The organism is Paenibacillus sp. FSL H7-0943, assembly GCF_037963265.1.
Taxonomy (GTDB): Bacteria; Bacillota; Bacilli; order Paenibacillales; family Paenibacillaceae; genus Paenibacillus_AQ; species Paenibacillus_AQ odorifer.
On the sequence record NZ_CP150148.1, the window covers coordinates 3335077 to 3359435 of the forward strand.

A 24359-nucleotide genomic window follows, 5' to 3' on the forward strand; every position below is an offset into this window, starting at 1 on the left:
CAGAAAACTTATTAAGCTATTTTATGAAATGAAGAATCTTCGGACACAGACTTACACGGAAAGAGGCGGATGAACAAGATTTGATTCAAATGCTGTTATTACTTGATTAATAGGCTTGACATGGACTAGGATTGAATATAAATTCAGTTTATTCAAACGCCGTTTAAATCATCGATTAGGTGCAATGTACTGCCGGAAGTGTTAACTATTCCCCAGTTCCTTTTCATCGGTATGCGTTGGAGCTGTTTTATGAATTAATATGTACCCCTTTAAGATAGGGCATTAAGATATTACAATTTAATTGGAAAGTGTGGATTCGAGATAAATGAAGTATACAAAACTTGGAAAAACGGGGCTGGACGTATCCCAACTGTGTTTAGGTTGTATGAGCTTTGGCGTTGCCGAACGTTGGATCCATCAATGGGTGCTTGATGAAAAGCAGAGCCGTGTTATCATAAAAAAAGCGCTTGACCTGGGTATTAATTTTTTTGATACAGCGAATGTATACTCCGATGGAACGAGTGAAGAAATCGTTGGACGAGCGCTTAAGGATTATGCCAATCGAGACGAGATTGTTTTAGCAACTAAGGTCTTTAACCGTATGCATGAAGGTCCGAACGGAGCAGGATTATCCCGGAAAGCAATTATGAGTGAGATTGATAAGAGTCTCAAGAGATTGGGAACAGATTATGTAGATCTATATCAGATTCATCGCTGGGATTATCACACACCTATCGAAGAAACGATGGAAGCTCTTCATGATGTAGTGAAGGCTGGTAAGGCAAGATACATAGGTGCCTCAGCAATGTATGCTTGGCAGTTTCAAAAAGCGTTATATGTAGCGGAGAAAAACGGTTGGACCCGATTTGTATCTATGCAAAATCATCTCAATCTTATCTATCGTGAAGAAGAACGAGAGATGTTGCCGCTTTGTAAGGAAGAGAATATTGGTGTTATTCCCTATAGTCCCCTTGCATCAGGAAGACTTACGCGAGACTGGGCGGTATCAACTCATCGTTCAGAAACTGATCAGATTCAAAAATCTAAATATGATGGAACTGCCGATACCGATCAATTAGTCGTGGAGCGAGTTGCGACAATCGCCGAAAAACACGGTGTTCAACGGATTCATATCGCTCTTGCTTGGTTGCTTCAAAAAGAACCAGTTACAGCACCTATCATCGGGGCTACAAAAACATCGCATCTCGAAGATGCCGTAGGTGCGTTATCCATTACTTTAACCTCTGAAGAAATTGCGTTTTTAGAGGAGCCTTATGTACCACATTCCATCGTTGGTTTTAATTAATAAAAAATCAATGGGGGAGGATAATCCCGTAGAGCCGAAGTCAGCGATGTTTACCAACGTTTAACTGTATTTTGTACAGCTATATTCCTTCAAATCACTCAGCTCGTGGATATAAGTGTACTTCGTACATCTATTTCCTTGATTTTCTACCCATTAGGTAGGTTTGGATGTTTTTAGTTGTATAAAGTGCAGTTAAAGTATGAAGGTTCTTTCTGCGTACGGAATAAGTGTATAGAATGCAGTTATCTCCCAGATTCCATTAAAACGTAGAGCTACATGAATGCGGAGAGGAACTTCCGATCGCCTCAAGTTCAAGGTTTGTTAAAAGCGATTAGCGACCATTAGTCTGTTTATATTCACTTGCCCATAATCTGATCAGGTAATGCGCATTGATTCAAAAACACCAGGGAGTGATTTTCCAATAATAGGAGAATCGCTGCCTGGTGTTCTTTTTTTACCCTCAAAGCTTGTTCCTATAGACCTTGGGTGACATCCCATAGATTTTAGTGAATTGGCGAGTAAAATAATTACTATCACTAAACCCGCATTCATGTGAGATTTGGGTGATACTGAGATTAGAATGCTTTAATAACCCGCAAGCCCGTTCCAGACGTAAACGATGAAGATAAGCGATCGGGGTTGTCTGATAGTAGGAGCGAAAGATCCGGTTTAAGTGTCTGACTGATATGTCCGAATGTTTGGTGATCTGATCCAGTGTTAACGGCTCAAGATAACGATCTTCCATATATGAGAGTGCATTCGCCAAATGCATCAGATGGTTCCCCTGAATCCCTTTTTCCTGTGGGTCATATTGTCTGGACAAATAGACGACCAGTTCCATAAACTTGGAGCCCAGCATGGTCTGATAACCCTGTAGCTTGTTGTGATATTCTTCAATCATGCCCGCAATGAGAAAAGAGACATACTCCAGGTTAGGAATCGGCAAGCTGAGTTTGCTTGTGTAGGAATGTTTATGGCGATACAGGGGTTCCAACACAAATAAGGCTTGAAAGCCGTTGGATGTCCGCAAATCTGCCCCAGCTGTCGATAGCAATTCAGGCTGAAACATAACATTGCAGATCTTGAAATCCTGAGGATCTGTAAAAGCATGCGGGGTCGAACCATTAATTACAAACACATTTCCCTTTTTGATAAAAGACTCCTCAGTATTAACAATATGTGTAGCTGTGCCACTCAATACAATTACGAGCTCTGAAAAGTCCGCATGTCTATGTAGATCGGTGTCTTCGTCATGATAGCCGTATTGAATAAAAAATGGAAATTGACGATCAGATGTAAACCATTTTAAATAAAATTCACTCAACTCGTTACCCTCCAAAAGCTTGTCTAGATGAATGTCTATATCATGCTATTTTAGGACCGAATAATCAAGGCTTTCTATCCAGTTGAAGCAGTATAATCCTTGACATAGGTTTCAGTGATTAAGATAGAGAAGGAGAATATTACATGAAATATAACAATCCGATTATCCCGGGGTTTTATCCAGATCCAAGCATTTGCAGAGTAGACGAGGATTATTATCTGGTAAACAGTTCATTTGCCTATTCTCCAGGAATACCCATTTGGCACAGCAAGGATTTGGTGCATTGGAAGCAGCTTGGGTACTGTTTGACTCGTGAGAATCAGCTTCAATTTGATGAATCCGTGGTGTCCGGAGGTGTTTGGGCGCCGACTCTTCGTTATTATAACGGTCGTTTTTATATGGTTACGACAAATCAGGATAGCGGAGGTCATTTCTACGTTTGGGCGGATGACCCGGCAGGCGAATGGTCGAATCCACTTTATGTGGAGCAAGAAGGCATTGATCCCTCCTTGTTTTTTGACGATGGAAAGGTTTATTTCACAAGCACAGGCTCCGAGCAAGGGATGGGGATCTACCAATGTGAGATTGATATTGAAACGGGTCAAAAGCTTAGCGATACACGCTTGATCTGGACTGGCAGCGGAGGGAAATTCCCTGAGGGTCCACATCTTTACAAAATAAACGATTACTACTATTTGATGTGTGCGGAAGGTGGGACAGAATATGGACATATGGAGACTATTGCAAGAAGTAGATCGCCATATGGGCCTTATGAATCGTCTCCTCACAATCCCATTTTGACACATCGAAGTTCAGATTACCCCATTCAAGCTACAGGGCATGCCGATTTAGTTGAAGCACAGGATGGTAGCTGGTGGGCGGTTTTTCTGGGGATTCGACCAGTAGGCTATCCTTACCGTCATCATCTTGGCAGAGAGACATATTTGGCTCCGGTTCAGTGGACGGAGGAGGGGTGGCCAATGATTGGTGATAACGGAGTGGTTGGTTTAGAAATGGAAGCTGACCTGCCCTCACCAATGCCGTGGGAAGAAGAGCCTGAAACCGACGATTTTGATCAATCTGACCTAAGAATGAGCTGGAATTTCATTCGTAATGCTAATAAGGTGGATTGGTCATTGCAGGAACGGGAAGGGTGGCTAGCTTTACGTGGATCAGATGTGAGATTAAACGAAAAGGGAACGCCTGCTTTTATTGGCTGTAGACAGCGGCATGTGAATTGTGAAATTACCACCAAAATGGAATTTAGCCCTCTTGATGGTGACGAAGCTGGTCTTGTAGTTTTTATGGATCAGAAGTATCACTACGCAATTGGACTAACGCAGATGGAAGGTGAAAATGTTATTACGCTGCGCAGACAGGTAGGGAGCATAATTGATGTGGCATATTCTTCGGCTTTCGAAGGAACAGGGGTAGAATTGAGAATCCAGGCATTACCTGAAAAATATATATTTTACTATCGAGGTGTGGATCAAATATGGCATCTGCTTGGCGAAGCCGAGACACACTTGATATCTACTGAAGTCGCAGGCGGATTTACTGGAGTATTCTTCGGCATGTATAACTACTCTCCTAATGGTACAACTGCTTATTATGATTGGTTTAGTTATCAAAAGAAATAAAAGGCGGTCGGCTACGTGATCGTCAGAAAAAGCAGTGTTAGCTTGTGAAAAATACAAAGCAGCGATTCTCCAAGTATGGATGAATCGCTGCTTTGTTGTTTTTGGTTGTTGTGGTTTTTGGTTGGTGTTGTTTTTTGGTTGTTGTTGTTGTTGTTGTTGTTTGGATATCGTTGTTTTTTTATCGTCGTTGGTTGTCTTCCTCAGCTTGTATTTATCAACCTCTTAGGCTTAAGGACTCAGAGGACGTTATTTGCGTATTTATCACTTTTTAAGCATAGTTTCGGACCCCAATGCAGCTATTACTTCGAAATAGATTCATATTGAGTGTTTTTTGAGCCAATAGCGGCTATGCGGTCCTTTAGCATCCCAAATGTGAGATAATACTGCGTTTAAGGTCCTCTGGGTCCGATAGTGATCAGCAGATAGGATAAGCCTGATAGGATAAACCTGATAGGATAAACCTGATAGGACCAGCCCGATAGAATCAGCCTGTGCGCAAAGGTTACCTATACATGTTGGTCTTTAGCGGATAGTTCCATATTGTGAATGAAGAACACGTTCGCTTTTATCCAATGAGCATATCTTCCTTCAAACGCTTGATGTCTGCTCTAGGTGGTGAACCAAACATCCGAGAATATTCGCGGCTGAATTGTGATGCACTTTCATAGCCAACACGGAACGCGACATCCGCTGCATCCGCTGATTCAGATAATAAAAGGCGGCGAGCTTCCTGTAAGCGCAGATGCTTTTGAAACTGAATAGGACTCATGGCAGTTACCTCTTTGAAGTGTCTATGGAACGAAGAAATACTCATACTGGCTGTTTCAGCAAGCTCTTCAATCCGCAAAGGTTTATCACAGTTCTCGATAATCTGTTCGATGGCCTCCCGAATGCGGTAGGTGCTGCTACCTTCCATCGCAATTTGAGCGAGTGTAACTCCATAGGGTCCCTGCAGAAGCCGGTATAGAATTTCATCAGTATAAATCGGAGCCAAAAACGGAATATCCTTGGGATCATCCAGCAAACGTACCAATCTCAGGATCGCATCCAATAGTGGTAACTCTATCTGCCCGACATACATAGCGCGCTTAGCATTTTCTTTCGGAGCGAGTTTAAATTCGGAATCATTTAGTACTTTCAAAATCTGACTCTGCGTGAATTCTAGCTTAAAGCTTAAATAGGGTGCGTTGGGAGAAGCTTTTATAATCTGACCGATAACGGGTAAATTCATTGATGATATTAGATAATTTGCGGGACCATACTCAAAACGCTCCTTGGCCAATAAGATCTCCTTTGTTCCCTGCGCAATGAAACATAAAGAAGGTTTGTATACTCTGTATACTGGCTCGGTCACATTGGAGTTACGAATCACAAATAATGAGGGGATAGCGGTCTCATATACTCCATCCTGGCTCGAATGATGTTCAATCAATCTGGCGAGTTCTTCTTTCCGCTCTAGTAATTCTTTAGACATGTGCTCCTCCTAATGTTTTGTTCTTATTCAATTATAAAGTAAAAACATCTTTTGTGTTAGTGATAGTGAGAGGAATAGGCAATCATTTAAGATAATTGAGATAACGGCGTTCACTTCATTTATCGCATAATTAGAACTAAGAAAGGAGTTTTAAAATTGAGCAATGTTTTGATCTTAGGCGCTAATGGCGGAATTGCACGACATGCGATTGATTTGTTTTTGAACGAAACCGATGCCCGGTTAACACTTTATCTCCGTAACTCGGACAGATTAAGCCATATAACATCCAGCCGTGCTCGAGTAGTTGAAGGAGATGTGTTGGATAGTGAGCAATTAAAAGAAGCGATGATCGGGCAAGATGTTGTTTATGCTAATCTGGCAGGTAATTTGGAGAAAATGTCTAAGACTCTCGTTGAAGCAATGAACACCACTGGTCTTAAACGTTTGATTTTTATCAGCTCAATGGGCATTTACGATGAAGTTCCAGGAGAGAAGTACAGCAGTATATTGGATCCATATCGTAAATCTGCAGAAATTATTGAAGCTTCAAATCTTAACTATACAATTCTGAGACCTGGATGGTTTACCTATAAAGACGAGATAGACTACGAAACAACTCAGAAAGGTGAACCTTTTAAAGGGAGAGAAGTGTCGCGAAAAAGTGTGGCTGCATTAGTTGTTAAATTGGCCGAGTCACCAGATATGGAAATTCGCCGCAGTTTAGGAGTAAACAAACCCAAAATCTAAAGGAGACACAAACTAATGGAATATACAAAACTTGGTCGTACTGGTTTGGATGTATCTAGAATTTGTCTTGGTTGTATGAGTTACGGAGTACCTGAACGTGGAATGGCTCCGTGGTCGCTAAATGAGGAGCAGAGCAGACCCTTTATTAAAAGAGCCCTGGAGCTTGGCATCAACTTCTTTGATACGGCTAATGTATACTCAGACGGAACAAGCGAAGAAATTGTCGGACGTGCCTTAAAAGAATTCGCTCGCCGCGATGAGGTAGTCATTGCTACAAAGGTGTTTTTCCGGATGCATCAGGGACCAAATGGAGCAGGACTTTCACGCAAAGCGATTATGACCGAAATAGACAACAGTCTAAAACGGCTGGGCACAGATTATGTGGACCTATACCAGATCCATCGTTGGGATAATGACACTCCTATCGAAGAGACCATGGAGGCCCTTCATGACGTAGTAAAGGCAGGTAAAGTTAGATATATTGGTGCGTCCTCTATGTATGCTTGGCAGTTCTTGCAGGCACAGCATGTTGCTGAGCGTAACGGTTGGACTAAATTTGTCTCTATGCAAAATTACTTGAATCTACTCTACAGGGAAGAAGAACGGGAAATGTTGCCTCTTTGCCGGGAAGAAGGAATCGGTGTGATCCCATGGAGTCCGCTTGCTAAAGGTCGACTAACCCGTGATTGGAATGAACAAACAGCTCGTTCAGAGATAGACGAAGTCGGAAAGGCATTTTATGCAAAAATGGCTGAGGCTGACCGCAAGGTTGTTGAGGTAGTTGCCGAAATTGCGGCAAAGCGCGGGATTCCACGTGCACAAGTAGCGCTTGCTTGGGTTCTGCAAAAAGAGCCAGTAACATCGCCTATCATTGGTGCAACCAAAGCAAATCATCTGGAGGACGCCGTTTCAGCGTTATCGGTGAAGCTGGAGCCAAGTGAAATAGCGAGTCTGGAAGAGCCTTATGTGCCACACCCAGTTATAGGAAATCTAAGCTAGATAAAAAAGCGTGATACCCTTGGGGATCGCGCCTTTTTTTTACCTAAGCTAAACTTTCATCTACCATTTAGTGCCTTTAGAAACTTGTCTTTAGTTTGGCTTAATCGTTGCTCAGCACCATGCGGGTGCAAGGGTTTGCATAAATAGGTGAATAAGAAAACACATTCCAATCGATAAAAATGACATGTTCATTCTTCTTTAGCCAAGGTAATATGTATCCGACATGTGAGAGTGAATATAGAAAAGGAGATGAACTCTTTATTATTAATTCCACATTGAAGCATACGCACATGAATACTGAAATTGGCCAACCAGCCATCCTCAATCCAAGTCAGGTGTACCCGACGGTTTCCTTCACACCGTGTGTTAACGGAAGGGTTGCCGGTGAATTGATTTTTGATAGAACGAAACTGGTGACTGAGTTGCCTGAGACTCCTATGGTTAAAGACTCGTTAATGGAATGGACACCGTTAGGCACGGCTGATCTACTGGGTACTTATGAACTGCGAATGACCCTCAAGCAGGACGGAAAAGCTCCTCAGTATGACTCATATTATTTTACCGTGCTGGATCCAAAGAGCATCCCCGCGGGACAGAGCACAATCGCTTTCCTTGGTAACGATGGAATGATGATGTATACCGGTGATTATCGAGGTAATCGGATCTTGGACTTTTCTAATGCGGGTTATAGGGGTGGTGGTGTTGAGATCCCGAATATTCCCGTTAAGTCGACCGTTCTACCCTTGGACGGAGACGCGACGGAACGTATTCAGGTGGCAATTGACCAGTTGGCTATGCTCCCGCTCGATAAGAACGGATTCCGCGGGGCAGTCCTGTTGAAAAAAGGCAGATATGAAGTCGGAGGCACGTTGTTCATTAAAGCAAGCGGGATCGTCCTTCGCGGTGAAGGTCAGGAAAAAGAGGGCACTATTCTCTATGGTACCGGAGCGAAACTGCGAAATCTAATTGAAATTGGTGAAAATGCAGATCTTATGCTGGACAGCAACTCGAAGCAGATGATTTCAGATTTGTATGTACCCTCAGGCTCGCGTTCTTTCCATGTAGAAGACGGGGGTGCTTACAATGTAGGCGATCAGATCATAGTCCGCAGAATAGGTAATAAAAATTGGATTCACGAAATTGGTATGGGTAACATATATAAGCGCCCGGGTGGAACCGTAACCCAATGGTCACCGTTCAATCTGGATTTTGACCGAGTCATCACTGCTATTGTAGGTAATACGATTACGGTCGATGCCCCATTGGCGAATGCTATCGAACGTCAGTGGGGCGGCGGAGAGATCTATAAATATACGGACGATGTCCGCATTCAGCAGGTTGGGGTAGAGAATATGAGGGTAGAGTCCGATTTTGACCCAAGTATTATAGATATTAAGATGGATAACGATACAACAGATCCTTATTATGCGGACGAAAAGCATGCTGAACGCTTCGTCGTGTTCAACAGTGTGAAGAATGGCTGGGTTCGAGAGGTGAGAGGTTATCATCTGTCCTATTCTCTCGTTCAAATGAAGCGTTATTCCAAATGGATTACGGTTCAGGACTGTCAAATGTACGATATGATCAGTGTGGTTACTGGGGGTCGCCGTTATGTCATACATCAGATGGGCCAGCTAAATCTCGCTCAACGTATTTATACAGAGACGGCGCGGCATGCGTTCACCGTCGATAGCTGGGTACCGGGGCCGAATGTATTTCTGGATGGAGAAGCTGTTAAAAATTATAACACCAGTGAACCTCATCATCGCTGGTCAGTCGGAGGCCTGTTCGATAATATCAAAGCTCCCATCTCTATTCGGGATAGGGCGTGGTTAGGCAGCGGACATGGTTGGGCAGGTGCGAATTATGTGACTTGGAATACACACGGAGAGCTCACTTTACAGCGGCCACCAACCGCTCAAAATTACGCCATTGGCCATGTTGGTAGCAAGGTACCCGGACTGGTTCCTAACGATTATGATTCCCGGCCCCGTGAAGATGGATATTGGTGCAGTTGCGGTCAACATGTCGTCATTAATAGTCTCTACAAGCAGCAGCTGATGGAACGTTTAGGTCGAAATGCGCTCAGTAATATAAAAAAATAATTTACAGTAGGGTGCGGAATTTTCCGCATCCTTTTTAGTTTGGATCATAAAAAAACACAACCCCTAACAATCTATGCCATGGAGAGACATCAGGATCAAGAGTAGCATAGGAAGTGGAGTTACTGACGAATGATATGAACTGAAAATAGGAAAGGCCAGGTGAACAAGAGTTGAGTGAAAGAAGACGAGCGAAACAAGAGGTAGCATTACCGGCAACCAAGCAGGAATCAGAACGTCTTCGATTATGGTATACAAGCCCGGCGTCAAATTGGAATGAGGCTCTTCCCATAGGAAATGGGCGCCTCGGGGCAATGGTGTCCGGTATGATCGGCCAAGATAAAATCCAGCTTAACGAAGATTCAATTTGGTACGGCGGCCCTGGACGTGCAGCTAATCCTGCAGCTCAGCCATATTTAACAGAGATTCGGCAAATGCTGAAAGACGGCAGGCAGGCGGAGGCAGAACATTTGGCAAGAATGGCTATGACTGCTTCACCAAAATATGAGCAGCCGTACCAGCCACTTGGAGATTTGATTTTAAAGTTTCTGGATTCTAGTGAGGTTATTGAAGAATACGAGCGGGAGCTCGACTTAGAGCAAGCAGTCGTTACGGTATCGTACCGTTGTGGCGGGGTTCACTATTACAGGCAATATTTTATAAGTGAACCGGACGGTGTATTGGTAGTCCGATTGACAGCTGACAGACTTGGCAAGATCACGTTGGCTGCGAATCTTATGCGTCGTCCGTTCGATACCGGCTGTAGCACTGGTCCTGCCAACACAGTTTTAATGAATGGGGAATGCGGAGCGGATGGCGTTCGCTTTTGCACAGCACTAAGGGCAGTTCAACAAGGGGGCCGCCAGAGGCTCATCGGGGATTTCATCTCTATTGAGGGGGCAGACTCCGTCACCCTTATGCTGGCAGCGCAGAGTACCTTCCGTGTAGATCAACCTGAAAAAGCCTGTCTAGAGCAATTGGATCAAGCTACGGCTCAGTCTTTTGCAACTCTAATAAAGCAGCATAAGGAGGAATACAAGTCCCGGTTTGCTCGATTTTCAATCGATTTAACTAGGGGTGGAGACCTGTACGCTGAGCTTCCTACCGATAAGCGATTACAGCGGTTACAGCAAGCAAAAGATGAAAGAAGCAATCCCAATGAGTCTGGTGATCCAGGACTAGTTGCACTATATGTACAGTATGGGCGCTACTTACTGCTTTCCAGTTCTCGACCAGGTACGTTGCCTGCTAATCTGCAAGGCATATGGAATGATAGCTTTACCCCGCCATGGGAATCGAAATATACAATTAATATTAACCTCCAGATGAATTACTGGCCTGCCGAAGTCCTAAATATGGCTGAATGCCATGAACCGCTGTTTGATCTGATCGAACGGATGCAGTTGAACGGTCAAGAAACGGCAAAAGAAATGTATGGCTGTCGCGGTTTTGTTGCTCATCATAACACTAACTTATGGGCGGAAACCCGACCAGAAGGCATCCTAATTACCTGCACGGTCTGGCCAATGGGTGCTGCTTGGTTATGCCTTCATTTGTGGGAACACTACCGGTTTGGACTGAACCTTTCTTTTCTCAAGGAAAGGGCCTATCCAGTGATGAAGGAAGCAGCGATTTTTCTGCTTGATTACATGGTAGAGGTAGGTGGCTTACGAATTACTGGGCCTTCAGTCTCGCCGGAAAACCGCTTCCTTCTTTCGGACGGAAGCAGCGGCAGCCTCTGTATGGGACCATCCATGGATTTGCAAATCGCATATACATTGCTATCCGCCTGTTCGGAAGCGGCATTAATTATTGGAGAAGAAGATACAATATTTCTCTCTGAACTACATGAGACGCTTGAACACATTCCACAGCCGAGTGTGGGCAGTCATGGACAGATTAAGGAATGGCTGTTTGACTACGAAGAGCAAGACGCAGGTCACCGGCATATTTCTCAGTTGTTCGCATTACATCCGGGGGAACAGATTGACATGAGGCACACCCCTGAGCTTGCCGCAGCAGCCCGGCGAACGCTTGAACGCCGCCTTGACGGAGGTGGAGGTCATACCGGCTGGAGCAGGGCATGGATCGTCAACTTTTATGCCCGTCTCGGTATGGGTGCGGAAGCCTATGAGCATTTAATTAAACTGTTAGCCTCCTCCACGTATTCGAATCTTTTAGACTGCCATCCACCCTTTCAAATAGACGGCAATTTTGGTGGAGCAGCAGGGGTAGCAGAAATGCTGCTGCAATCCCACCGAGGAGAACTTCGACTATTACCTGCCCTTCCTAAGGAGTGGTCTTCAGGCAGCATAAGGGGGATGAGAGCAAGAGGTGGATTTACCGTTGATCTTTTTTGGAGCCAAGGAAAGCTGGATGAAGCGACGATTCACTCTACGGTTACCGCTGAATATCGAATTTGGTCTGCCGTTCCGCTCGATCTGCCAGAACAATCTCTTATTAGCGATGGTCAGGGATTTGAATATACTTTTTCTTCAGTTGCAGGGAAGTCCCGCAAGATTCGTGCACAATAGTCAATCGTAATAAAACACAGGCAAGCCGAAAAATCTCCATTTTGAAGACCTGGATATTGGATTAACATTAGCCATACAACAAAATCCAAACTGCAACCAAAGGAGCGATATTTATGCCACAACAAGTGCCAGCCGCATTGCCAGCGAGCAGGCCAGATCTTTCCCCATTCCAAAGACGAATGACCAATTTGCGCAAATATAAGGCGCTATATCTCATTTCACTTCCAGGCATTATTTTTTTTATCGTATTTAAATACTTACCCTTGGCGGGTTCCATCATGGCCTTTCAAAACTACAACATATTCAAAGGTTTTACAGGCAGTCCGTGGGTTGGCCTTGATCAGTTCCGGCGGATGTTCACCTATCCAGAGTTTTTGAGAATTCTTGAAAATACTATCCTGATCGGCCTATATGATATGGTCTTTGCGTTTCCGGTTCCCATAATATTCGCCCTCCTTCTTAATGAAGTGAGAAAAGCTTTCTATAAACGGATTTTGCAGACCGTCGTTTATTTGCCCCATTTTCTCTCATGGGTCATTATTGGGGGGATTATGATTGGCATTTTGTCCCCAACGACAGGTATCGTGAACCAGATCTTAAATACTTTTGGGCTCGACTCCGTTTATTTTCTGGGCGAGGACTCGTATATTCGTACCATCCTGGTTGGAACAGGCATATGGAAAGACAGTGGATGGGGAACTATTGTTTATTTAGCCGCACTCGCTGCTGTGAATCCTGAGCTGTACGAAGCGGCTCGGATTGACGGAGCAAATCGTTGGAAACAAACCTTATCTATAACGATCCCGACGATCTTGCCTACTATCATGATTATGTTCCTGCTTCATATCGGTAACTTCCTTGATTTTGGCTTTGAGCGAGTGTTTGTATTTATCAATTCGCTTAATGAGACCAATGGAGATATTCTCGATACTTATATATACCGAGTGGGTCTTATTGATCAGCAATACAGCTATACAACAGCTATAGGCCTCTTTAAATCGGTCGTCGGACTGTTGCTAGTCATGATCGGGAATACGCTTAGTAAAAAAGCATCAGGGGATGGACTTTACTAGAAAGGAGTCGAAGAGTAAATGAAAAATAAAGGTCGCCTGTTTGACGTTTTTAACTATATATTTCTGATGCTGGTCGGGTGCTTGATGGTCTTCCCTCTGCTGCATGTGCTCGCCAAATCATTTAGCAGCACTCATGCCATAAATGCAGGCGAGGTTAAGCTATTCCCTGTAGATTGGACGCTTATGAATTATCAAGTTATTCTTGGGGATACCTCCATCTGGAGAGCTTTTATGGTAAGTATATTCATTACCGTTGTCGGAACGCTTATTAATCTGATTTTAACTGCATCACTGGCCTATCCTTTATCCAGATCCGAATATTCGATGCGCAAGGGAGTTCTGATTTTAATCCTAATTACGATGATATTTCACGCTCCGCTCATACCGAACTATATGGTCATCAAAAACTTGCACTTGATCGACTCTTTATGGGTATTAATCATCCCATCGGCCATCAGTGCATATAACCTGTTCATCATGCGTTCTTTTTTCTCAGCCCTGCCTACTGAGCTGATAGACAGCGCGCGAATGGATGGAGCGGGAGAGCTGCGCACGATGTGGAGCGTCATCCTTCCTTTGTCCAAACCTGTTATGGCAACTATGGGCTTGTTCTACGCGGTATCCCATTGGAATTCTTATTCATCGGCGTTGTATTTTATCAATACACGAGCGCTTTATCCACTTCAGCTGCGGCTTCGGGAAATCGTACTGAGTAACGACCTTGGGCAAGCGGGCAGCTTATTAGAAAACGTAAATGAAGTATCTCCGGCAGGTGTGCAAATGGCAGTTATTGTCGTCTCCGTCATACCGATTATTATCGTGTATCCGTTTCTGCAAAAGTATTTTATCAAAGGGATGTTAATCGGATCTATTAAGTCTTAAATCAATCAGCTTGCATCATCCTTTAAAAGAAACAGCCATCTGCTTATCAAAATATGGTAAGATATAATCCAAACTCAAAATGGAAGCGTTGCCAAATATCGCAACTTCAAATCAATTTCATACCACAAGACAACTGATTCTGATTCCATTCCGGAAGGGATTTGATACAAGTGCGAGTATTGATTGTAGAAGATGAGCCTGTCATTCAAAAAGGATTGGTGAAGATGGTCCAGCGTTATCCGGTCTCATTCACCGCGATTTATACAGCCGACGACGGCGAAGCAGCCTTAGAAACTATCCAAAAGCTAGAACCGCATTTAGTGCTGACAGATTTGCGCATGAAGCGGATGGATGGCCTTGATTTATGTGAACGAATTCACCGTGATTACAGTCATGTCCAGGTGGCAGTCATTTCCGGGTACAATGACTTTCAATATGCACAACGAGCAATGGCCTATGGCGTTAAACGGTATTTACTGAAGCCGGTTCTCCAGCAGGATGTGCATGATATGCTGAGAGAACTGATATCCGGCATGACAGGCAGCATTATTCCTGTTCATAAATACGTGGATTGGGCCGAACAGCTGGAACAACACATCTGGCTGCTGCAACGTGATGAGACAAACCGTCTGCTTGATGAAAGAGAAACATCGGGTTTATTTGAAGGATTGAACGTCTTTAGCATGGATGCAGTGCTGAATGATTGTCTGCAAATGATCGTAGATCGCTTGGAACGCCGAGGCTGGAAGCCTCCGTCCTGGTGCTGTGGAGGGGTAAAAGCCCCCAATACGAAAAAAGAAACGATGTTAGCATTTGTCGCGATAATAAACGGTATACTTGCGGAGCTGCAGCTTACTCGCAAAGGCAACTATAAGGACCCGGTTGAAGAAGCAAAAGCTTTCATTGATAAACATCTGGCTGAGGATGTGTCGTTAGAAGAAGTAGCCAAACGGGTGGGACTTGCCCGCACCTACTTCAGCGCATTATTCAAAAAAATGACGGGGGAAACCTTCGTACACTATCGGATCCGGAGACGAATGGAGGAAGCGCGCAGACTTCTTGCCGTACCCACCATGACAATCAGTGACATCTCGATTCATGTAGGTTACGAGGATTATCCTCATTTTACGAAGACATTTAAAAATCTCGTGGGTGTGTCACCTTCGGAATACCGTGCTTCGTTTGGCATTGAATAATGAGAGCAACCCTCAGCCGGAAGCTGCTATTTTATTTTACCATTGTCATCTTACTTTCCCTGTCAGCGCTGGGGATTTCCTTTTACAGCATTTCTGCCAAGCAATTGCAGTCAAGCACTGAAAACCAAATGATTCAGATCGTAAATAATGCAGTTCATCATACCAATCTCTATATTTCATCCTATCAACGGTCGACCGTGGCGCTACTAACGGATTTGAGAGTTAAAAGATATATTGATCTATCAGCAGATCGTGAGGAATATGAAAATTACCGCTACACGACCGATATTCGCGATGCTATTGTTGAACCTGTATGGATTCGCAATCCCGAGATTGAAGCCCTATATATTATCGGGTATTCCGGGAATGCGCTTTATTATTATAATGGCGGTTCAGCGCCATCTTTTACACAGGAAGACACCGCTAGACAGATCCGGTATTTCAAAGAACATACAGATGTCAGTGGACAGTTGAATGTAATCAATTACAGTATCCGTGGGGATCAAACGCCGATGTTGACCTTAATCCGCAGCATTCGCGGTCTTCAGTCACCAGAGATGAAAGGATTCGTAGGCATCGAAGTCAAAGCGGAGGAGCTCTCTACGTTATGGAAAGGAATCGATCTTGGTCCCGAAAGCTATTTTTTTATTGTAGATGGCGAAGGCAGGATTCAATATCATAACGATCAAAACAAAGTAGGGACGTTGATTCCCGATAGTCTTGGCAAGCAAATTGAGCAAGCAGGAGAGGCGATGTTCCGCAGTTCGGCAGAGGGCGTGGAAAAATCTTATATCAGCCGTAATGCGGAATATTCCGGTTGGCATCTGGTTGTATCCATCCCAGACACTCAGCTGCAAAAGCCGCTAATTACCATCCGGAATTATATTATTGTTGTCGCGATTTTGACATTTATGATAGCGCTGTTTCTGGCAAGCCGATTTGGTAAGTCCGTTACTACACCCATCCGTATACTGATGAAAGGAATGAGCCAGACCGAAAAAGGGAATTGGGAATTAATCTCCCTTCCGAAAAGCCAGGATGAGGTCACTGGGCTTATCGTTCGTTACAATCTGATGGTAACCCGCCTGTCAGAGCTTGTGGACACCGTGTATCAGTCAGAACTGAAGAACAAGGAAATGGAAGCTGAGCGGCAGAAGGCCGAATTCCAATCCTTACAGCTGCAGATCAACCCTCATTTTTTATACAATACGCTCGAAACGGTGGTCTGCTATGCAGTAATTCAGGATTCAGATGAAATATCAGAAATCGTCGGAGCCCTGTCCTACATGCTGCATTATTCGGTGCGCACCAATCTTGAAGAGATAACCGTAGCAAATGAGCTGAAGCATGTCATCCATTATATGGTCATTATCAATCACCGGATCGGAAGGCCGTTTGAAATCGATGTGCGGATAAAGCCTGAAATGCTTCTGCGCAAAATGGTTCGCTTGACCTTACAGCCACTTGTGGAAAATGTGTTCCAGCACGCCTTTCGTTATGGTGTTGAAGATTATCACACAATTACGATTGATGCTGGAGAGGATGGCGATATCTTCTGGGTCAGCATTACGGATAATGGCAGCGGGATGACCCCGGAGCGGCTTGAAGAACTTCGCCTCAAACTGAGCGAAAATCGACTCGCCGATGTGGAGGAAGGGAAAGGAAGCCCAGGCGGCATCGGTGTGCAAAATGTTCATCGCCGGATTCAGCTTGTCTTCGGAGAAGAATTCGGCGTTGACGTAGAAAGCAGTCCAGAATGCGGAACACGCATGATCATGAGAATGCCGATTTCCGGAAGGAAGGAACATCAAGTGCTTAACGCATAGGCGTTACTCGCCGAAGAGAACGAGGATCAAAAGGCTGTCCTGAGGTCCGAGCCGCGGACTTTTGGGGATGGCCTTTTTTTTAAAACGATAACCGATCACAAAAAAACACATCCCACAATAATCCACCCCATGGGAGTGCTGTTGATACAGCTTTATGATGGGTACAGGTAAACCAAAAACCTTTTTATACTAATAAGGGGGATTATCCAGATGAAAAAATGGGTTAGTCTGATCCTATCCACGGCGCTTGTCTCAAGTCTCGTCGCAGGATGCGGAAGCAATGAAACATCGGACGGTAACGTCGATGCAGCAGGCGAATCAAAACCGCTTAAATTTAGTATTTCGTTAAACACAAGCGGAAACGCTTACACGGAAAGTTCTAAAGACATTAATACTGATAAGTGGGTCAAGGAGTTGGAGAAACGGGCGAATGTCGATTTAGACATTAAGTTAATTCCTTTGAAGGACTTTGATTCCAAAATGGCTGTTATGTTCGCTGGCGGTGATATTCCGGATGTCGTACAAAATGTCGGAGGGGCTACGGATAAATCGATGGCTGGGTCGGTTCAGGCTGGTGTTTTTATGCCGCTGGATGATCTGCTGAAGGAGAATGCGCCCAACCTGATGAAGGTTGTCCCGCAGGAAGCATGGGATGAAGTCAGCTACGATGGAAAAATATATGGCATTCCGACTTGGCTCAGCAATCCGTCTCGACGTGCCACTTTTATCCGAACTGATTTATTGGAGAAAACAGGCCTTCCGGTACCAGTAACGATTGAGGATTTCTTGAATGTGCTGCGCGCTTTTAAGAAACTCGGTGTGAGCGCTCCTTATCAGATGCGTGAGAACTTCAAGTATGCAGATATCGCATTTGGTGCATATGACGCGCTTGGCTATCAGTTTACAGAGGATAATGGAGAGATCGTACCCAAATTTTATAATTCCGAGAATATGGAAAAAGCACTGAACGTATACAAGACGATGTATGACGAAGGCCTCATTCAGAAGGATTTTGCGACAATTCAAACGGCACAGTATGGTGAAAATATTGCTGCAGGCAATGCAGGGATCTGGACAGCTAATGCGCAGAATCTCCTGGATTTCCGGACCCAGATCGCCGCGTCCAATCCGGAAGCGAAAGTGGATATTATCTCGTCGCCAACCGGTGACAATGGACAAAAAGGATACGGTTTGTATAGTTCGGTCAATACCTCACTGTATATCAACAATAAAGTCAGTAAAGAAAAGGCTGCCCGGATTATCCAAATGTTTGAATGGATGCAGACCCCGGAAGCCAGTAATTTCTATAGCTTTGGGATTGAAGGCGAGAATTACACGGTAAAAGACGGAAAAGTTGATTATAAGCTGCCAGAGAACAAGGCTGCCCAAGATGAAGAGAAATTCCGCACACAGCTGCGCTGGGTAGGGGACGGAACAATCAACCGCGAACGAACTGAGCTGCTTACGGGTGGTAAAGATGTTTTGAAAGCATTGGATGAAACTCTGAGTAAAGAAGGCTTAGGGGGCATCGGATTTGTACCTGATCTGGAGTCTTTCAGCAAGTTCCCTGATCTTGCCTCCAAACGTCCCGATCAGGCACCAAAACTGATCATAGACCATATGGTCAAAATGATTTATGGCAAAGAACCGATTAGCGATTTCCCAAAAGTCATCGAGGAATATAAGCAAAAGGGCGGCGAAGAAATCTTAAAAGAAGCAACAAAACGCTACAAAAATAATGAGGGAATCCTTAATCAGCAAAGCCGGAAATAGATAGATTCTCAGGAAGCCTCTTCATTCGAAGGGCTTCCTGCCAGTTAGGAGGGAGAACAATGAGTCAAACTGCTTTGTGTGATGAAATCATGCGTCTGCCTGTAATCGATACACATACCCATCTCGTCGGCGATAAGCTAAACGCGGCTGACTTCTGGGAAATAGCCGATTATTTCTGGTTGAACCAAGAGCTTCAGTCAGCAGGATATCCGGCGGATGCGGACCAACTTTCGAAAGAGAAACGGACTGACTCTTTTGTTAGAGCTTACCACGCTTCCCGTAATACGATGATGAATCGTGCTTTTACAGCAATCATGAAAGATTTGTACGGTATCTCCATCACTGATTCAGAGTCGGTGTTCAAAGCGGATATAACGGTTAAACAGCAAAGTAACGATCCCGACTGGGCGCAAAACGTAGCTGACCGTCTGCATGTGCAGCGGTTTATTGTAAACCGTCCGGAGCATGCCAACTTTGCACACATGAGAGAAAATGCTCTACTGATTCCTCGAATTGACTCCTGGCTGCCTGAGCTGGCAAAGAATATTGCAGATGCCTCTGATCCCAGCCGGGAAGCGGCTTATACTCAAGCGAAAAAGTTTATTAGCGAGCAGTTGCACTCATATCAGACGATGGGCTGTCCGGGAATCATGACTACGTTGCCAGCCTTTGAAGCCAATGCTCATGATGTTTACAATCTTAGCAGCGTAACTGAACCGGATGAAATCATGATGCTGCTCCTTCATCATATCTGTTCGGAACTGCAAGTAAGAGGAATGTTCTTGCAGCTGTTTCTCGGCGTCGAACGCAGATGGTGTAATACATCGGCTGCGCCAGTTAACGATCCGCTACGGATTGTTAAACTGTATGGTTTGTTTGAACGGTATTCCATTCCGTTTGAGCTGGTGGTGGCTTCAGAATTAAATAACCTGGATATTGTGCAGGCTGCATGGAATTTCCCTAACGTTCATGTAGGTGGGATGTGGTGGTATAACTTCAGACCCAGTACCTATTTGCAGAGCATGCAGTATCGGTTGGAGGCACTCGCCCCGCTCAAGTGTTCGCTCATTGTCTCGGATGCGCGCTGTATCGAATGGACATATGGCAAGCTGCTGATCGTTAAAAAAATACTTGCGCGATTTTTGGAAAGTCAAATAGCGGAAGGCTGGATCAGCCGGGAGGAGGCGCTGAATATTGCTGCGGAATGGCTACATGGCAGTGCTGCTAAACGTTATGGACTAACAGATGTAAAGCAATAAGCCGTGGAGGGAGAATATGACTTTTTCATTGATGGACCGAATGTTGCCTGCTCCTTTGAACGGAGGGTTCCGCATGGAGGATTGGTGGGTGTGGTGCGGTTCAGCTGTGCATGGCGAGGATGGGCGTTTTCATTTATTTGCATCCCGTTGGCCGAAGTGGCTGCCGATGCATCCGGGATGGTTACTTCGCTCAGAAATTGTCCGCGCATCTGCCGATAACGCGGAAGGACCCTATACGTACCAAGAAACCGTACTACCCGCAAGGGGAGCGGAATACTGGGACGGACGAAGCACCCATAATCCGCATATCCTTCGTTATGGTGATAAGTATCTGTTGTATTATATGGGTTCAACTCATCCATTCGCTGAGCCGCAGCCTAATGAAACAGTGGAATTTGACGACTATCGGGTGATTGCCGCTCGTGCCAACAAACGTGTTGGCTTAGCTATAGCCGACAGTGTATTCGGACCATGGATAAGGATGGACGCACCTATTCTGCCTACACGTCCGGGCAGGTTCGACAGCTTTCTCACATCCAATCCGGCTCCTTGTATCCGCGAAGATGGCTCCTTGCTATTGGTATATAAAGCCCGCAAATACGAGGGCAATTCCTATGGACAGATGACGCTTGGCATTGCCGGTTCATCTAAGGACGAAGGGCCATATAAAGTAATTAACAACGCACCGCTGTTTCCACCAGAGCGGTCTCATATTGAAGATCCATTTATCTGGCGGACCACGGACGGGTACCAAATGATCGCCAAGGATATGGATGGCCGGATATGTGGAGAAAAGCACGGTGGGATATTTGCATCATCTACGGATGGAACCGACTGGCAGCTGGCTGATTCAACGCAATCGTATTCCCGGCGGGTACTCTGGGAGGACGGCACAGAGCAGTGGATGGGAAGCTTTGAACGTCCGTTCCTATTATTTCAAGAAGGGGTCCCTACCCATTTATTCGCTGCAGTAGCAGATGGACCGGGAGGGTTTCGAAATGCGAAGCACACTTGGAATATGGTAATTCCACTACGGACAACGCTTTAAGAAATTAAATTTCATAAATATCATCAGTGTTTACAGGAGGAACTAAAATGAGTGAAGTAATACCAACTCAACAAACTCGCGGACTGGTAATTTCGGAGTCTACTCTGGAATGGGCGGATGGCGCTTGGCAACAAATTGTAAATAAAGTGGAAAAGACTAGTAAGCGAATTGGTGTTAGTTTTCCGCATGCTTCCGTGAGCGGAGTATACGACAACATGCGTCCATCGTGGTGGACAGCAGGGTTCTGGCCGGGTATTTTGTGGCAGATTGCCGCAGAAGGTAATCATCCGGCGCTGCAAGAAATCACCGAGCAAATTGAAGAGAAATTGGATGAACCTCTTTATGCCCTTACCGTACATCATGACGCTGGTTTTATATGGACACTCTCAGCTTTGGCCAATTACCGAGTGACTGGTAATGAACGCTCCAAGCAGCGCGGGTTGATGGCTGCTGCTCAACTGGCCAGCCGCTTTAACCTGAAAGGGTCATTTATCAGAGCCTGGCATGACACGGAGAAGATAAACCGGGCGGGTTGGTCCATCATTGATACTGTAATGAATCTGCCCTTACTATACTGGGCATCGGAAGTTACAGAGGATCCGCGTTACCGGCATATCGCCGCTGCGCATGCGGAAACGGTAGTTGAGCATTTTTTACGTCCGGATGGATCAAGTTATCATATTCTGGAGTTCAACCCGGAATCAGGCGAAAAAATCGGCGCTATGGCCGGCCAAGGTTATGCGGAAGAATCCGCTTGGGCACGGGGCAGCGCATGGATGATTTACGGTCTTACTTTGTCTTTTCACTATACCGGAGAGAATAAGTTTCTAACGGGAGCTAAAAGAGCTGCGCACTTCTTCTTAGCTAATCTTCCGGAGGATCATGTACCTCACTGGGATTTCAGGGCACCTGATGCAGGCGAAAAGCCGCGTGATACCTCTGCTGGTGCATGTGCGGCATGTGGCTTGATTGAGCTGGCAAAGATCGTACCACAGGCGGAAGCCTCTTTTTACCTGCGAGCCGCAGAACAAATCGTTCGCTCACTTTATGAGAATTATGGGACTTGGGACATTCCGGAAGAGGAGGGCTTGATTCTTTCTGGAACATCCAATCTTCCAGGGGGTGTGCACATTGATACGCCACTGATCTATGGCGATTATTTCTTCGTCGAGGCTGTATCTAAACTCCGCGGAGCCGTTCTTCAGTTATGGTAAGGAACGGAAAAACAACAGAAAACCTTCTCGATGATCCGTATAGTATACAGTCGGTCGAAACTCCGATAGATAACGAGCAGGCTCGGCGTATGGAATGGTGGAAGGAAGCCAGGCTCGGCTTGTTTATTCACTGGGGCCCTTATGCCCTGCCTGCGGGTGAATGGAAGGGAAAAGAAATACAAGCTTCTTACAGTGAGCATATTATGCTACGCGCGAAGATCCCAGTGGCTGAATATGAGGAAATGGCCGCAGCGTTCAATCCATCAGCTTTTGATGCATTGAAGTGGGTACGGACTGCCAAGCGTGCTGGCCTAAAATATATCATCTTTACAGCTAAACATCACGACGGCTTCGCGATGTATGACTCAAGTGTATCCGAATATTCGATCGTCAAGCACACCTCATTGGGCCGTGATCCCCTTCGGGAACTAATGGAGGCATGTCGTGCGGAAAAAATGGTACTCGGAATTTACTACTCTCATGCGATGGATTGGCATGATCCAGACTCTCAAGGGAATACCTGGGATTATCCACTGAATATCGGCGCTTACGATGACGTTCAAACGTGGATAAATGATACCGATAAACGCACCCGCTTTGAACGATATTTGCACAGCAAATCAATCCCTCAAGTCCGTGAGCTGCTGACGGACTACGGCAAAGTTGGTTTAATGTGGTTTGATTGCGGAGGCAAACTGACCCGTGAGCAAGGAGAAGCGTTTTTGGCGGCGGTTCATGCAATTCAGCCAGAATGTTTGGTCAATAGCAGAGTATGGAAAGCACCACTTGGAGATTATTCAAATACATCTGATAATCAACTTACGACTCGTAACCTTGGTAAGTACTGGGAGAATATTATTACGTTAAACGACTCATGGGGGTATAAGAGATCCGATCACCATTGGAAATCCCCTGTAACTATCATCCGCCAGATCATCGATGTTGTAAGTAAAAATGGAAATCTGGTAATCAATATCGGCCCAACAGCAACAGGGGAATGGGATCCGGTATCCGAATCCATTTTGCTTGATGTAGGAGATTGGTTAAATACCAATGGGGATAGCATTTACGGTGCTGGAGAATCGACCACAGCCAAACCGTCATGGGGCAGATGCACTCTGAAAGGAAACACATTATATCTGCATGTTTTCGATCTTAAGAAGAGAAATAAGCTAATCGTCCCCGGTCTGAAGACCGCTGTTCAAAAGGTATTTGCTTTAGATGGAGGGGAGGAGCTGATTTTCACAAAGCTATCTGAGCAGGATCTGGAAGTCGAACTCCCCAGCTTACCGAACTTTGCCGAAAATTCTAACAACATGCCGCTGGTCATCGCAATTGTCTGTGCAGAACCTGTAGAAGGTAATCCAATCCGATTATTGGAATTTGGAGAAGATACCTTACAAGAATTAGGGGTATTTGAAAGTGAGATCGTTGGTCCAACCCTCCGTTACGATACAGGAAAAAAAGACCATGATAATCTGTTGGACTGGAAGGATAGAGAGGATACCGCAATTTGGCATGTCCGGACATTAGGTCCGGTAAGATTTCAGGTTAGTATCGAATATCGCAGCGAAGAAGGAGAGAATGGTGGTGGCGGAGTCTACCTCATCAAGGCAGCGGATCAAATTTTACAAGCTAAAGTTCATTCTACTGATGGGGTTAGTAATTTTCAAAGCTTTCAAGTAGGTGAGCTGTATTTCCCCACGGCAGGAGAATATACGATTCAATTACAGGCAGAGGATATTACAGGAGGTTATTTGATGCAGCCTAGATGTTTAAAACTACTGCAACTATGAGATTTTTATATTGAAATAATGCAAAAGAACTCAAATCACTTGGGTTCTTTTTTTGTTGATTTAAGGAATGTTGTTGACATATTGCCCTCGGGTAAATATATTGTATATAAGAATAAAAGTTTACCTAGGGAAACAAATTGGATCATTGGAATCATTGTTTCTATTG

Annotated in this window: 17 protein-coding genes; 15 read left to right on the forward strand and 2 right to left on the reverse strand. The window is 44.9% G+C overall.

Going from position 1 to position 24359, the window contains the following annotated elements; all coding sequences use genetic code 11:
* Positions 1-325 precede the first annotated feature (325 nt).
* Positions 326-1306 carry an aldo/keto reductase gene (locus tag NSQ55_RS14625; protein WP_076125870.1) on the forward strand — a complete coding sequence of 327 codons (981 nt, stop codon included), beginning with the start codon at positions 326-328 and terminating at the stop codon, positions 1304-1306.
* Positions 1307-1766: 460 nt separating this feature from the next.
* Here the strand turns inward: NSQ55_RS14625 and NSQ55_RS14630 are convergent, their stop codons facing one another.
* Positions 1767-2630, reverse strand: coding sequence for an AraC family transcriptional regulator (locus NSQ55_RS14630; protein WP_339174230.1), 864 nt, complete (start codon positions 2628-2630; stop codon positions 1767-1769).
* A 143-nt stretch (positions 2631-2773) separates the two neighbouring features.
* Between NSQ55_RS14630 and NSQ55_RS14635 the strand changes: the two genes are divergently transcribed.
* Positions 2774-4270, forward strand: coding sequence for a glycoside hydrolase family 43 protein (locus tag NSQ55_RS14635; protein WP_339174233.1), 1497 nt, complete (start codon positions 2774-2776; stop codon positions 4268-4270).
* A 565-nt stretch (positions 4271-4835) separates the two neighbouring features.
* On the opposite strand, the gene NSQ55_RS14640 is transcribed toward NSQ55_RS14635, so the two are convergent.
* Positions 4836-5744 carry an AraC family transcriptional regulator gene (locus tag NSQ55_RS14640; protein WP_076184576.1) on the reverse strand — a complete coding sequence of 303 codons (909 nt, stop codon included), beginning with the start codon at positions 5742-5744 and terminating at the stop codon, positions 4836-4838.
* A 156-nt stretch (positions 5745-5900) separates the two neighbouring features.
* Here NSQ55_RS14640 and NSQ55_RS14645 point away from each other — a divergent pair, with 156 nt between their 5' ends.
* The 13 genes from NSQ55_RS14645 to NSQ55_RS14705 all read left to right on the forward strand — a co-directional run bounded on the left by NSQ55_RS14645 (position 5901) and on the right by NSQ55_RS14705 (position 24193).
* Positions 5901-6491 (forward strand): SDR family oxidoreductase, encoded by a 591-nt coding sequence (locus tag NSQ55_RS14645; protein WP_339174237.1) that lies wholly within the window; start codon positions 5901-5903, stop codon positions 6489-6491.
* A gap of 15 nt (positions 6492-6506) precedes the next feature.
* Complete coding sequence (locus tag NSQ55_RS14650) at positions 6507-7490, forward strand: aldo/keto reductase (protein WP_076217576.1); 984 nt, start codon at positions 6507-6509, stop codon at positions 7488-7490.
* 290 nt (positions 7491-7780) lie between these two features.
* Positions 7781-9595: a hypothetical protein gene (locus NSQ55_RS14655; RefSeq protein ID WP_280752949.1), complete on the forward strand. Its 1815-nt coding sequence runs from the start codon at positions 7781-7783 to the stop codon at positions 9593-9595.
* 170 nt (positions 9596-9765) lie between these two features.
* Positions 9766-12126: a glycoside hydrolase family 95 protein gene (locus NSQ55_RS14660; RefSeq protein ID WP_339174241.1), complete on the forward strand. Its 2361-nt coding sequence runs from the start codon at positions 9766-9768 to the stop codon at positions 12124-12126.
* Positions 12127-12305: 179 nt separating this feature from the next.
* Positions 12306-13199, forward strand: coding sequence for an ABC transporter permease subunit (locus NSQ55_RS14665; RefSeq protein ID WP_076190487.1), 894 nt, complete (start codon positions 12306-12308; stop codon positions 13197-13199).
* Between the two features lie 18 nt (positions 13200-13217).
* Positions 13218-14081: a carbohydrate ABC transporter permease gene (locus tag NSQ55_RS14670; protein WP_076125649.1), complete on the forward strand. Its 864-nt coding sequence runs from the start codon at positions 13218-13220 to the stop codon at positions 14079-14081.
* 170 nt (positions 14082-14251) lie between these two features.
* A complete protein-coding gene (locus NSQ55_RS14675; RefSeq protein ID WP_339174243.1) occupies positions 14252-15277 on the forward strand; it encodes a response regulator in 1026 nt (341 codons plus the stop codon).
* A complete protein-coding gene (locus NSQ55_RS14680; RefSeq protein ID WP_076125645.1) occupies positions 15277-17103 on the forward strand; it encodes a sensor histidine kinase in 1827 nt (608 codons plus the stop codon). Before NSQ55_RS14675 ends, NSQ55_RS14680 begins: the two co-directional genes overlap by 1 nt.
* 210 nt (positions 17104-17313) lie before the next feature.
* Positions 17314-18876, forward strand: a complete 1563-nt coding sequence (locus tag NSQ55_RS14685; RefSeq protein ID WP_339174246.1) for an extracellular solute-binding protein — start codon at positions 17314-17316, stop codon at positions 18874-18876.
* Between the two features lie 59 nt (positions 18877-18935).
* Positions 18936-20135 carry a glucuronate isomerase gene (locus NSQ55_RS14690; RefSeq protein WP_339174249.1) on the forward strand — a complete coding sequence of 400 codons (1200 nt, stop codon included), beginning with the start codon at positions 18936-18938 and terminating at the stop codon, positions 20133-20135.
* A 16-nt stretch (positions 20136-20151) separates the two neighbouring features.
* Positions 20152-21183 (forward strand): glycoside hydrolase family protein, encoded by a 1032-nt coding sequence (locus NSQ55_RS14695; RefSeq protein ID WP_339174252.1) that lies wholly within the window; start codon positions 20152-20154, stop codon positions 21181-21183.
* A 47-nt stretch (positions 21184-21230) separates the two neighbouring features.
* Positions 21231-22397: a glycoside hydrolase family 88 protein gene (locus tag NSQ55_RS14700; protein ID WP_076125641.1), complete on the forward strand. Its 1167-nt coding sequence runs from the start codon at positions 21231-21233 to the stop codon at positions 22395-22397.
* A complete protein-coding gene (locus NSQ55_RS14705) occupies positions 22391-24193 on the forward strand; it encodes an alpha-L-fucosidase (protein ID WP_339174255.1) in 1803 nt (600 codons plus the stop codon). The genes NSQ55_RS14700 and NSQ55_RS14705 overlap by 7 nt, the downstream gene beginning before the upstream one ends.
* The last annotated feature ends 166 nt before the right edge of the window (positions 24194-24359 follow it).